This window comes from Brevibacterium sp. 'Marine' (assembly GCF_012844365.1).
GTDB lineage: Bacteria > Actinomycetota > Actinomycetes > Actinomycetales > Brevibacteriaceae > Brevibacterium.
Genome location: NZ_CP051626.1, coordinates 2,375,717 through 2,387,507, shown reverse-complemented (window position 1 = coordinate 2,387,507; position 11,791 = coordinate 2,375,717). Strand labels below are relative to the sequence as shown.

At 65.2% G+C, this 11,791-nt stretch carries 9 protein-coding genes; 4 read left to right on the top strand and 5 right to left on the bottom strand.

Annotated elements, in window-relative coordinates:
* The first annotated feature begins 2 nt into the window (after positions 1-2).
* On the top strand, positions 3-500 hold the full coding sequence (nrdR, locus tag HF684_RS10800) for a transcriptional regulator NrdR (RefSeq protein WP_025777954.1): 498 nt from the start codon (positions 3-5) through the stop codon (positions 498-500).
* A gap of 251 nt (positions 501-751) precedes the next feature.
* Here nrdR and HF684_RS10795 read toward each other — a convergent pair whose 3' ends face one another.
* On the bottom strand, positions 752-2,983 hold the full coding sequence (locus tag HF684_RS10795; RefSeq protein ID WP_169252465.1) for an ATP-binding domain-containing protein: 2,232 nt from the start codon (positions 2,981-2,983) through the stop codon (positions 752-754).
* Between the two features lie 188 nt (positions 2,984-3,171).
* A complete protein-coding gene (locus HF684_RS10790; RefSeq protein WP_248278884.1) occupies positions 3,172-3,924 on the bottom strand; it encodes a fused MFS/spermidine synthase in 753 nt (250 codons plus the stop codon).
* 288 nt (positions 3,925-4,212) lie between these two features.
* Between HF684_RS10790 and HF684_RS10785 the strand changes: the two genes are divergently transcribed.
* Both HF684_RS10785 and HF684_RS10780 read left to right on the top strand, forming a co-directional pair.
* On the top strand, positions 4,213-5,385 hold the full coding sequence (locus HF684_RS10785) for a DUF4192 family protein (protein ID WP_169252463.1): 1,173 nt from the start codon (positions 4,213-4,215) through the stop codon (positions 5,383-5,385).
* 237 nt (positions 5,386-5,622) lie between these two features.
* On the top strand, positions 5,623-7,053 hold the full coding sequence (locus tag HF684_RS10780; RefSeq protein WP_248278883.1) for an RNA polymerase sigma factor: 1,431 nt from the start codon (positions 5,623-5,625) through the stop codon (positions 7,051-7,053).
* 72 nt (positions 7,054-7,125) lie between these two features.
* On the opposite strand, the gene HF684_RS10775 is transcribed toward HF684_RS10780, so the two are convergent.
* A complete protein-coding gene (locus HF684_RS10775; RefSeq protein ID WP_169252461.1) occupies positions 7,126-7,974 on the bottom strand; it encodes an N-acetylmuramoyl-L-alanine amidase in 849 nt (282 codons plus the stop codon).
* Positions 7,975-8,100: 126 nt separating this feature from the next.
* Between HF684_RS10775 and HF684_RS10770 the strand changes: the two genes are divergently transcribed.
* Positions 8,101-10,212, top strand: a complete 2,112-nt coding sequence (locus tag HF684_RS10770) for a DNA topoisomerase IV subunit B (protein WP_169252460.1) — start codon at positions 8,101-8,103, stop codon at positions 10,210-10,212.
* Between the two features lie 75 nt (positions 10,213-10,287).
* On the opposite strand, the gene HF684_RS10765 is transcribed toward HF684_RS10770, so the two are convergent.
* The gene (locus tag HF684_RS10765) at positions 10,288-11,181 is read right to left on the bottom strand and encodes a M56 family metallopeptidase (protein WP_169252459.1); all 894 of its coding nucleotides are present in this window, start codon (positions 11,179-11,181) and stop codon (positions 10,288-10,290) included.
* 18 nt (positions 11,182-11,199) lie between these two features.
* Positions 11,200-11,562 carry a BlaI/MecI/CopY family transcriptional regulator gene (locus HF684_RS10760; protein ID WP_039210305.1) on the bottom strand — a complete coding sequence of 121 codons (363 nt, stop codon included), beginning with the start codon at positions 11,560-11,562 and terminating at the stop codon, positions 11,200-11,202.
* Positions 11,563-11,791 lie beyond the last annotated feature (229 nt).

The window sequence follows — 11,791 nt, the reverse complement described above, 5'->3', positions numbered from 1 at the left end:
AGATGCGCTGTCCGTTCTGCCGTGAGTCCGATTCGCGGGTTGTCGATTCGAGGACCAGCGAAGACGGCGCAGCGATCCGTCGGCGTCGGCAGTGCCGTCACTGCGGTCGTCGCTTCACCACGATGGAAGCCACGAGCCTGTCGGTGATCAAACGCTCCGGAGTCACTGAGGAGTTCTCCCGGCAGAAGATCATGTCCGGTGTGCGCAAGGCCTGCCAGGGACGCCCGGTCAGCGACGATGATCTCGCGAAGCTCGCACAGCGGGTGGAGGAGAACATCCGGTCGCGCGGAATCGCGGAGATCGACGCCGATGAGGTGGGGCTGTCGATCCTCGAACCGCTGCGGGAGCTCGATCAGGTCGCCTACCTGCGCTTCGCCAGCGTCTACCAGGGATTCGATTCGCTCGAAGACTTCGAGGCCGCGATCGATTCGCTGCGTGCCGATGCGCTGCTGCAGTCCGGGCAGACCCGCGAACCCACTCCCGACGACTTCGCCGACTGAGCGTCTGAGGTCTGCGCGCGACCGGATCCTGAGACAGCTGAGATTTCTGTCGGAAATCTCCGTTTCGAGTACCGCGGTACAGAAATAGTTGTGTAGTATTGAAAGTGCGCGCTACGGCGCGCGGCCGCTTGCGGTTCGGAGGGGAAGCCGAACCCAAGCGGCCTTTCACTTTCACCCCTATTGCTACCTGACGGCGGCCCAGCAACCTCGCGCGAGGTTGCTGGGCCGCCGTCAGGTAGCAATAGGGGTGGTCAGCCGGCTCGGCGGATCGCCTCGGCGGAGAAGAGCTCGGTCAGTTCCGTGGACACGGACGCCAGCACACGCAGACGTTCCGTCGTTCGGGTCAGCGCCACATAGAGGCCGCCGACGCCTTCCTCACCGCCGACCGGGGAGATGCGGCCGGGCTCGACGATGATCACCGCATCGAACTCGAGGCCTTTGGCCTGCTGCGGGGTGATGAGGGCGATCTGATGGTCCAAGCCCGTGACCGACCGTCCGAAATCGAAGTCCGCGATCGCCTCGGCGATGGGATCGATGAGCGCCTCATCAGCGATGACGGCGATCTTCCCACCTTCGGCGGCGGACACCTCGGCCGCGACCGCGCCGGGGAGGGCGGCCAGCAGCTCGGATTCGTCGGCGAAGGAGTCCAGCTGCGGATCCGAACCGCCCTGACGCACCGACTCGACGAGCTCGAGCTGCGGGAAATGCCGATGCAGGTAGCGGTTGGCCAGATCCATCACCGACTGCGGAGTGCGGTAGGAGACCGTGAGCACCTGGAGAGCGAAACGGTCGCCGACGAACTCGGTGAGGATCGATGACCAGGTGCGGGCGTTGTCGACCTGCGAGGACTGTGCGAGGTCGCCGACGACGGTGGCCGACTTCGACGGCACGCGGCGGAAGAGGACCCGCCACTGCATCGGGGACAGCTCCTGCGCCTCATCGACGACGAGGTGGCCGTACGTCCACTCCCGGTCCTCGAGGGCGCGTTCGGCCAGGGTCATCGCCGGGCCCTGCTCCTCCCAGCGGGACGCGAGCGTCTCGGCGGAGACCATTCCGCCGGTCTCGGTCATATCGACGACGGCTTCGGCGTATTCGCGAGCCGAGTCATCCCGCGCCTGAGTCTGCTGAGGCGCGGAACCGAGAAGCTCGGCAAGCTCGTCGAGCAGGGGCACATCGTCGACCGTGAACTCATCCCGACGCTGCTCGAGCAGAATCGACTGTTCGGCGGGTGTGAGGAGTTTGCGAGCCGCGGCCTGGAGTTTGTGCGGTCTGCCCAGCAGAGAACGCAGAGCAGCCGCGGGACCGATGGGGAACCACGCGAGGTTGAGGGCGCGCCGGACGTCGACGGACGACCGCAGGTCCTCAAGCAGTTCGGGCAGCCGCTCGCCGGCCGCATCCATCCCCATCTCACGGGCGAGATCCTCGGCGAGGATCTTCAGCAGCCCGGTGACGAAACCGGTGCGGGCGGCATTGTGCGGATCTCCGCTGCGACGAGCCCGATCGCGCGCGGACTGCACATCCTTGCGACGCAGCACGATCGTATGCGAACGCACCCGCATCTCGACGTCGTTGTCGGGGATGCGCTGATAGTTCGCAATATGGTTCTTCAGCACCCGAGCCATGACGGAGCGGCCCTTGATCTCGGCTGCTGCCGGTGCATCAGCGGCATCCGTGTCGAGTCCCGGATACAGCTGCCCCGGGGTGAGCAGGACGGCCCCTGTCTCGCCGAGGCTGGGCAGAACCTTCTCGATGTACTTGAGGAACACCGTCGACGGGCCGACGAGGAGGACACCGGACTTCGCGATGCGCTCCCGATGACGGTAGAGCAGGAACGCGGCACGGTGGAGAGCGACGGCGGTCTTGCCGGTGCCCGGACCGCCCTGGACGACGAGGACGCCGGAGAGCGGACGGCGGATGATCGCGTCCTGTTCGGCCTGGATGGTCGCGACGATATCGCCCATCCGACCGGTGCGGTGGGTGGTCAGTGCTGCGAGCAGAGCACCTTCACCCTGCAGGTTCGACCGCTGAGTGTCATCGAGTGCGTCGATGTCGAGCACATCGTCTTCGATGCCGGTGACCAACCGGTTGGCGGTGACGAGGTGACGGCGGCGGGCGATGCCGTCGGGATTGGCGGCCGTCGACTGGTAGAAGCGTTCGGCGGCCGGAGCCCTCCAGTCGATGAGGATCTGCTGACGCTGATCGTCGGTGAGTCCGATGCGGCCGATATAGGTGGGGCCGTCCTCATCGACGATGTCGAGGCGACCGAAGCACAGTCCCTCCTCGGCGCCGTCGAGACGGATGAGCTGATCTTCGTACAGCGTCGCGAAGGCATCGCGTTCGGTGCGGTGCTGGTGATTGCCTCCGACCTCGGAGATCCTCACCGTCCCCAGGCGGGCTGTCGTCTCCTCCCGGAGCTCATCGAGGCGGGCATAGAGCTCGTCGAGCTTGGTCTGCTCGACTCGAATTTCTGAAGTTTCGGTCATCTCACCTTCTTGGGTCGGCATTCAATTATGCCGAACTTTGCCCGGTGTCTGTAGTCGCAGCGTCATTTCGGACCGGGGCGTACCTCACAATCGGGCCGTGGGCACGCGCGCGGCGTCAGAGACGCAGGCGGGAGCGCAGGCAGTCGAACGAGTCAGAGCCCCGAGGGAGAACGCCGGCGTGTGCGAGGTCATATGCCCAGGCGGGAGCGCAGGTCGGTTCCGGCCAGGAAGGTCGCGGAGGAGGCGGCGGTGCGCAGACTCCGGTCGAGGCCGGCCGTGTCGAGTTCGGAGTGGGAGGCGAGGACGACGACATTTCCGCGCCGACGTCCCTTGAGGATCGCCGGTTCCGTGGCGGCGGCAAGATGGGCGAAGTGCTCGCCGAGGCCGCGGAGTTCGGCCCTGAGAAGACGGTGGTCGCCGGGGTCGGGCACATTCGCGACGTAGAGGCCGGAGTCCTTGACCGCCTCCGCGCAGGAGGTGAAGAACTCGAACGTCTGCAGGGTTGTGGGAACCGAGTCGTGGTCGAAGGCATCTCGGACGAGGACGTCGAGGGTGTCGGCTCTGAACTTCCCGATCTCCACCGCTCCGTCGCCGGCGCGCAGGGCCAGGGCGGGGGAGCGGGGCAGGTCGAACCAGTCGCGGGCGAAGTCGAGCAGCTTGGCGTCGATGTCGATCGCCGTCTGCTTCGACCCCGGTCGTGCCGAGTTCAGCGCCCGGGCCAGAGCGCAGCCGGCGGCACCGATATGTGCGGCCCGGAGAGTGCGGTGAGGGAGCTCGACGTCGATGATGCGTCGCATCCAGTCCAGGTACTCGAAATCCAGACGCTGCGGATCGGACAGAGTGATCGACGACGACGGGACTCCGTTGACATGGAGCACATAGGAATCGGCCTCGCCGTCGAGCTTCTCCAGCCGGGCCTGACCCGTCGAGATGTCGACCACTTGAGAACCAGGTGCTGTGTATATCCGTCTCTTCGCCACCCCTCACTTGTATGCCAGTGAGGCGATTGAGGCAATTCGGCGCAGATTCTCGTGGGGACGGCGGTCGTGACTCATCCATCTGCGCCCTGTGGACAGGATCTTCGTCTCCACAGGCGCCGGACGGGGCCTGGAGGAACGGCCTCGGGATCGGCTGGAGTGGGGGTCAGACAGGAGGCCCTCTCATGGGCCTCATCGCAGGCACGGGAACCGCCGCAGCCGGCAGGTTCCGACCCGACCAAGGAGGACGCAGTGAAGACACCGGCCCGCACGCCCGAGGACATCATCGGGATCATCCCCCACACCCTCGGCTACACCCCGCAGCGCAGTCTCGTCGCCGTCATCGTCGGCACCGAGAACAACGGGGCCCAGACCAGTTCGACGACGCTGCGCATCGACTTCGACCGGGAGAGCGCGGCACAGACGCTGTCCGAAGGCGGCGGCTGGTACGCCGACCTCATCATGCGCGCGGGCACGGTCAGCGGCGTCTTCCTCGTTCTCTACGATGACGACTACCAGCCGGTCAGCGCCTTCGGCCTCGGTGCCGACGCGGAATACGCCGAGGTTCACCGTGGTCTCATCCGGGCGGCGATCGACGAGTTGGCCATGACCTTCGCCGCCAGAGGCGTCGACACTCTCAGCGCCTGGTGGGTCAACCAGGAGCACTTCGGACGCATCGACGAGGACGGCTATGACTGCACACCGCTGATCGACGCAACCACCTCGGCGTGTGCCACGGAGCTCGTCGCCGGCGGATCCAACCCCGTCGCCGATCCGGTGGATCTCGTCATCTCACCCATGCCCGCCGAGGCCTTCGCCGACAGCCGCCGCGGACACGCCGAGGAGTGGATGGGCACGGACGAGGCCTTCGTGGTCCTTGCCGAGGTCTATCCGCGCTTGGATGTGATGCGGTGCGAGGAGGAGGCGATCGACGAGGCGCGCATCCACGATCTGATGGACCTGCCGACCGTCATGGCGCTCGACACTCTGCTCGTCGAGATCTGGTCACGGGACGCCCTGGAGATGATCCTGAGCTTCGACCATCCGGATTTCCCGCCGTCGGTGGTCAACGGTCTCGACGGGGAGGAGCTGTGCACGATGAGTCGGCGCATCGTCTCCCAGGCGCAGGCTGCGCAGCAGCTCGTCGGCCTCTCCTCGCGTGCGCCGCGGCCGCGAGACATCATGCTCACCATCGCCTTCCTCAAGGACTACCTGCAGGCCGGGCACCCGCAGGCGAGGGCCAACGCCTATGCCGTCATCGCCTGGTTCGAATGGGCGCTGGGCGGATCGACGATCGCGCTGAATTATGCTCGTGCCGCGATCGAGCTCGAATCCGAACACGGACTGGCCGAACTCATCGTCGGCGCGGTCGACATGGGGTGCCTGCCTCGTTGGCTGACTGAGACACAGCGCACGACCATCTGAACGATGCTGTGTGATCGCCGCGGTCACCGAGTGAACGGCCCGGACGGATCGCCGCGGAGCCTTCGAGGTCCGATTCGCAAAGCAGGGAATAACGTGAGAAAATTAAGCGTTGACCCAGTCATTGCATGATGGGCGAGCTATGCGTGCCCGCCCCGGACCGTACGCGGACCACTTGACTTGGGTCTTAGTACTGTCCGAATGCATGGGGAAGTTTCAACGCTCGCGAAAGGTGAACACGTGCCCAGAGTCGACAAGGAATCCACAACGGTGACGGAGAAGTCGGAGGGAACGGCCGGCACGACCTCGACCGGTGGATCCAAGACCACTGCGGCGTCGAAGTCCACTGCGAAGAAGACGACCGCTGCCGGAACCAAGAAGTCCGCGACCGCGAAGTCGACGACCGCGAAGTCGGCTGCCGCAAAGACCGAGGCAGCTGCGTCGAAGAAGACGACTGCTGCGAAGAAGACGACCGCAGCGAAATCGACGGCTGCGGCGAAGACGACCACGACGGAGTCCACCGCCGCCAAGGAAGCCACGAAGGCGACCAAGGCGAAGAAGGCCGACGACGTCATCGACACCACCGAGGAAGTCGAACCGGCCGCGGACGCTCTGGCTACAGAGGAGAGCCCCGCCGAGGCGACCGAGACGAAGAACTCGGAAGAGAAGGAGAAGAACGCCGCCGTGGCCGAGGCCGGAGGCTTCATCGTCTCCGACGCCGACGAAGAGGATGCGCCTGCCCAGCAGGTCGTCTCCGCCGGTGCGACCGCGGACCCGGTCAAGGACTACCTCAAGCAGATCGGCAAGGTGGCGCTGCTCAACGCCGCCGAGGAGGTCGACCTCGCCAAGCGCATCGAGGCCGGAATGTACGCCGAGCACCTGCTCGACGGCGGAGAGGTGACCGAACCTCGCGAGACGATGGACTACAAGTGGATCATCCATGACGGTCGCATCGCGAAGAACCACCTGTTGGAAGCCAACCTCCGCCTCGTCGTGTCCCTGGCCAAGCGCTACACCGGCCGCGGCATGCTCTTCCTCGACCTCATCCAGGAGGGCAACCTCGGCCTCATCCGCGCCGTCGAGAAGTTCGACTACACGAAGGGCTTCAAGTTCTCGACCTACGCCACGTGGTGGATCCGCCAGGCCATCACCCGTGCGATGGCCGACCAGGCGCGGACGATCCGCATCCCGGTGCACATGGTCGAGGTCATCAACAAGCTCGCCCGTGTGCAGCGCCAGATGCTGCAGGACCTCGGTCGCGAACCGACCCCGGAAGAGCTCGCGAAGGAACTCGACATGACACCCGAACGTGTCGTCGAGGTCCAGAAGTACGGCCGCGAACCCATCTCACTGCACACCCCGCTGGGTGAAGACGGCGACTCGGAGTTCGGTGACCTCATCGAGGACTCCGAAGCCGTTGTGCCCTCGGACTCGGTGAGCTTCACCCTCCTCCAGGAGCAGCTGCACTCCGTGCTCGATACGCTCTCGGAACGTGAGGCAGGAGTGGTGTCCATGCGCTTCGGACTCAATGACGGGCAGCCGAAGACCCTCGACGAGATCGGCAAGGTCTACGGCGTCACCCGTGAGCGCATCCGCCAGATAGAGTCGAAGACGATGGCCAAGCTGCGCCACCCGTCCCGCTCGCAGGTGCTGCGCGACTACCTGGACTGAGGCCAGTCTCGAGGTCTGCTCGAGGTGAGAAGAGCGGAACGCCCCTGGGAACTTCCCAGGGGCGTATCCGGTTCAGAACCAGTCGACGACGCCGTCGAACAGGGCGTCGGCGTACTTCTCCTGCCCGGACTTCGACTCCATGAGCTTCGCCTCAGACGGGTTGCGCATCTCTCCGCATTCGACGATGACGGCGGGCACCGAAGCATTGTTCAGACCGGCCAGGTCCGGCCTCCGGCTGATCGCGTCCTGTCCATAGGCCCTGTTCGGGGTGAACTCCTCACCCATCGACCTCCCCACCGATTTCGCCAGATCCACGGAAGCCTTCTCGGTCTTCTCATTCTCACCGGGATCGGCGACGATGATGTGGAAGCCCTTCACCGCACTGGACTCGCTGCCGTTGGCGTGAATGCTCACGAGCAGATCCGCATCGTCGGCGAACGTCCCGCGCTCGTCCACACACGGTCCGACTCCCGTGTTGTCCTTGCGGCTGAGCACGACTTCGGCCCCGGCATCCGTCAGCGACTTCTCCAGCTTCCTCGCCACGGCCCACGTGAAATCGGCTTCCGGATAGTCGGAGCTCGTCGACGTGCCCGTGGTGTTGCACGCCTTCGTGCCTCCGCGACCGTCGGGCACCTGCCGATTGATCGTCTCCGGATGGTCCGCATTGCCGCCGTTGTGCCCGGGATCGACCGCGATGACCTTCCCTGTCAGGTCCGCATCGTCGGCCCGCGCCGAGGCGGTCTCCGACTCTGGACTGTCGTCGCCGTCTGCGGCGTCGTCGGCTGATGCGGACTCACCGCTGGACTCGGCTGCCTGAGTGGTCCGTCCGGGAGCGGCCGAATCCTGGGAGCAAGCCGACAGGCCGGGCAGACAGAGAGCGACAGAGGCGAGGAGGCTCGGCACGAGGAGACGATGGCGCATGGCTCCATTCTTCCAGCTGCGGGGCGCCCATGGTCGAGCTCGTCCGGATGGATTCCCGACACGAGCCGCAGAGAATAGGGTCCTGCGCGCGCAGCGATTAGAATTTAATCGAACGAGAGGAATTGTGTGGAAGACGAAAGCTACGGCGCCAGGCACCTGTCCGTCCTGTCCGGTCTTGAAGCGGTACGCAAGCGACCCGGCATGTACATCGGCACGACCGACTCCCGCGGTCTCATGCACTGCCTGTGGGAGGTCATCGACAATTCCGTCGACGAGGCCCTCGGCGGATACGGATCCGAGATCCTCATCGAGCTCGCCGCCGACGGCTCGGTGGCGGTCACCGACAAGGGCCGCGGCATCCCCGTCGACATCGAACCGAAGACCGGGCTGACCGGCGTCGAGGTCGTCATGACCAAACTCCACGCCGGCGGCAAGTTCGGCGGCACGTCCTACGCCGCTTCGGGCGGACTGCACGGAGTCGGCGCCTCGGTCGTCAACGCCCTGTCCGCTCGCCTCGACGTCGAGGTCACCCGCGGATCGAAGGTGCACAAGATGTCCTTCCGCCGAGGCGTTCCCGGACGCTTCGACGACTCCTCCGGCACCCCGAGCCCGGACAACCCCTTCGAAGCCTTCCAGGAACCGACCGGCCTCGACATCGTCGGCAAGGCCAAGCGCGGAGCCACCGGCACCCGTGTCCAGTATTGGGCGGATCCGCAGATCTTCCTGTCCAAGGCCCAGTTCGACTACCCGCATCTGGTCGAACGTGCTCGTCAGACCGCCTTCCTCGTTCCCGGACTCGAACTGCGCATCGTCGACCGGCGTGGTGTCGTCCGTGACGAGACCGGCGCCGTCATCGAGGAGCGCGAAGAGGTCTTCAAGTTCGACGGCGGAATCACCGAATTCGTCGACCATCTCTCCATCGACCCCCCGATCACCGACACCTGGCGTCTGCAGAACACCGGCACCTTCAAGGAGACCGTCCCGGTCCTCAACTCCTCGGGTCACCTCGAATCCAAGGAAGTCGAACGGGAGGTCGGCGTCGATATCGCTCTGCGCTGGGGGACCGGTTACGACACGAAGCTGAAGTCCTTCGTCAACGTGGTCGCCACCCCGCAGGGCGGCACCCACCTCGCCGGGTTCGAGCAGGCCTGCCTGAAGGCGATGCGCAAGGCCGTCGACGCTAACGCGCGCAAACTCAAGGTCGGCAAGGACAAACTCGAGAAGGACGATGTGCTCGCCGGCATCACCGCCGTCGTCACCGTGCAGCTGGCCGAACCCCAGTTCGAGGGGCAGACGAAGGAGGTCCTCGGCACCGCCGCGGTGCGCCAGATCGTGGCCAAGACCGTCGAGACCCAGCTCGGCGAGGTGCTCGCGTCGACCAAGCGCGCGGAGAAGCAGCAGGCAGCTGTGCTCATGGAGAAGGTCGTGGCCGAGATGAAATCGCGCATCTCTGCCCGCACCCACAAGGAGAACCAGCGACGCAAGACCGCGTTGGAAGCCTCCTCGCTGCCGGCGAAGCTCTACGACTGCCGCGACAACGGAGTGGAGAACACGGAGCTGTTCATCGTCGAGGGCGACTCGGCGATGGGCACGGCGAAGGCCGCCCGCAACTCCGATCATCAGGCCCTGTTCCCCATCCGCGGGAAGATCCTCAACGTCCAGAAGGCGACCTTGGCCGACATGCTCGCCAACGTCGAATGTTCGGCGCTCATCCAGGTCATCGGCGCCGGTTCGGGACGCAGCTTCGATATCGACGCCGCCCGCTACGGGCGCGTCGTCATCATGACCGACGCCGATGTCGACGGCGCGCATATCCGCACCCTGCTGCTGACTCTGTTCTTCCGGTACATGAAGCCGCTGGTCGAGGCCGGTCGCGTCTTCGCCGCCGTGCCGCCGCTGCACCGAGTCGAGGTCGTGACGAAGCGCGGAACGCCCAATGACATCGTCTACACCTACACCGAAACCGAGCTCCATGCTCTGCTGAAGAAGCTCGAGAAGCAGAAGAAGGCCTATAAGGAACCGATCCAGCGGTACAAGGGTCTCGGCGAGATGGACGCCGACCAGCTGGCCGAGACGACCATGGACCCGAGCATGCGCACCCTGCGTCGGGTGACGATGGCCGATGCCGAGATGGCGGAGAACACCTTCGAACTCCTCATGGGATCATCGGTCGGACCGCGCAAGGAGTTCATCGTCTCCGGCGCCGCCGTCCTCGATGCCGAACGCATCGACAGCTGAGAGTAACGACCGAGTCAGCACCGATGCTGAGTCAGCACCGACTCATCTGAGCCCGGGCCGAACGCCGGCCCGGGCTCAGATGCCGAATGCCGAGGGCGTGACGATGAGCAGGGTCGGCAGGAGCAGAAGCAGAACTGCCAGCCCGATCGACATCAGGCGCACGGGGATCCGCGCCGGATCCAAGGGGCGTGACAGGCGCAGGATGCGCTGAGCGGACAGGTCGCTGCGATGCTCGGGACTGATCGCTGCGGCTGAGCTGACCGCCCGGGCCAGGATCTGCGGATCGACATGGTCACGCGCCTGATCATCGGCCATGAGCTCGATGAGTCGATTCACCGAATTCAGCCCGATGGCCGTGGCCGAGAAGTACGGCAGGGCCCGATGCCATGCGGCAAAGGGGATGACGAGCACATCGTGCCGGAAATCCAGATGGGCCCGCTCATGGGCGATGACGGCGGTGCGTTCGTCCTCGTCGAGGGCCTTGAGCAGACCGGTGGACAGGACCGCGGTGCCCTTCCGCGGCCCCTTGGGCAGACAGTAGGCGACGGCTTCATCGGTGGTGATGATGCGGGTGTCAGGGTAGGCGATCGACGGTTCGCTGAGCAGATGGAGGATCTCGTCGTGGCGCAGGCGGGTCTTCCGCGCCGAATAGAACGTGAGGACCAGACAGCCGAGCAGCCGAGCGATGAGGACTACGGCGATGACGAGGAAGATCCACGCCAGGAGCGACAGCTGGGTGTGGTCCTTGCCCCGCATGAGATCGAAGAGTCCCTGGGGGAGACTCGTCGTGCCCGGGGCGACGGCGAAAGCGAGAGCGGCGCCGATGAGCGACAGGCCACCCGAGAGTCCGACGGCCTGCCACAGGACGACCTCGGAGATCGGATCACCGCGGAAACGAGCAAGTGCCGCAGGAACAGGCCATGCCAGCAGAAAAGCCAGCACGGCCAGAATGATTCCCACGATGGTCATTGAGGTGACCGGCCTGGGTCAGGACTGCGTCGAGTGATTGCGCCCGAGCAGATTGCGCAGCGCCTTGGTGTCGGCCTCCGAGACGGTGCCGAGGAAGCGGGCGAGCACAGCCTGACGATCCGGTGCCTGAGACAGCATCTCGGTCATCAGCTCCGCCACGTGATCCTCACGGGTCGAGACCGCGATGTAGCGGTGCGGACGGATGCTGCGATCGCGAGTGACGAATCCCTTCTTCTCGAGCCGAGACAGAACCGTATGGACCGTCGTCAGCGCGAGCTCGCGGTCCGAGAGGACTTCGCGGAGCTCGGCGGCACTCAGCCCGTCATCGTGGACCCAGATGGCGTCCATGACGCTGCGTTCGAGTTCACCCAGTGTTCCCACAGTTCTTTCGCCCTCAATTTCTTTGTCGGTCTGATCGCCCCAGTATATCTCTACAGTCTGTCGAATTCCACACAGACACCTGATCTTCGGCCCAGTTGCGGCCCTGGCCAGGCGAACGTGCCCCAGCGCATAATTGGAACCGGGAGTCTTGAATGATGAAACCGTGACAGCGGCGTTTCTACGAACTGTAGAATTCTACGTGACGTAGAAACGCTGCTCGCGTGAAACC